The sequence below is a fragment of the Leifsonia sp. SIMBA_070 genome (assembly GCF_046534635.1).
Lineage (GTDB): Bacteria > Actinomycetota > Actinomycetes > Actinomycetales > Microbacteriaceae > Leifsonia.
The window spans coordinates 1-237 of sequence record NZ_JAWRYK010000919.1 but is presented as its reverse complement, the minus strand read 5'-3'; the positions used below and the strand labels follow the sequence as shown (position 1 = coordinate 237).

The window sequence follows — 237 nt, the reverse complement described above, 5'->3', positions numbered from 1 at the left end:
GGGGCCAGATGCCGCACGAACGCACGGAGCACATCGCGCCGGGTCGACGGCGCAACAAAGGTGACCACGTTGCCCGCGCACAGGATGACGTCGAAGTCCGCGGGTATCCCCTGGCTCGGCAGATCGAGTTCGGCAAGATCACCGACAATCCAGGTGGGGCCCGGATAATCCGCTTCGGCCTCGGCGATCAGCACGGGGTCGACATCGACCCCGACCACCTGATGTCCGGTTGCGTAC

1 protein-coding gene is annotated in these 237 nt (G+C 65.8%); it reads right to left on the bottom strand.

All coding sequences use genetic code 11. From position 1 onward, the window contains the following. Positions 1-237 (bottom strand): class I SAM-dependent methyltransferase (locus SB754_RS22880; RefSeq protein ID WP_410784551.1); only part of this gene is annotated, 237 nt, incomplete at both ends.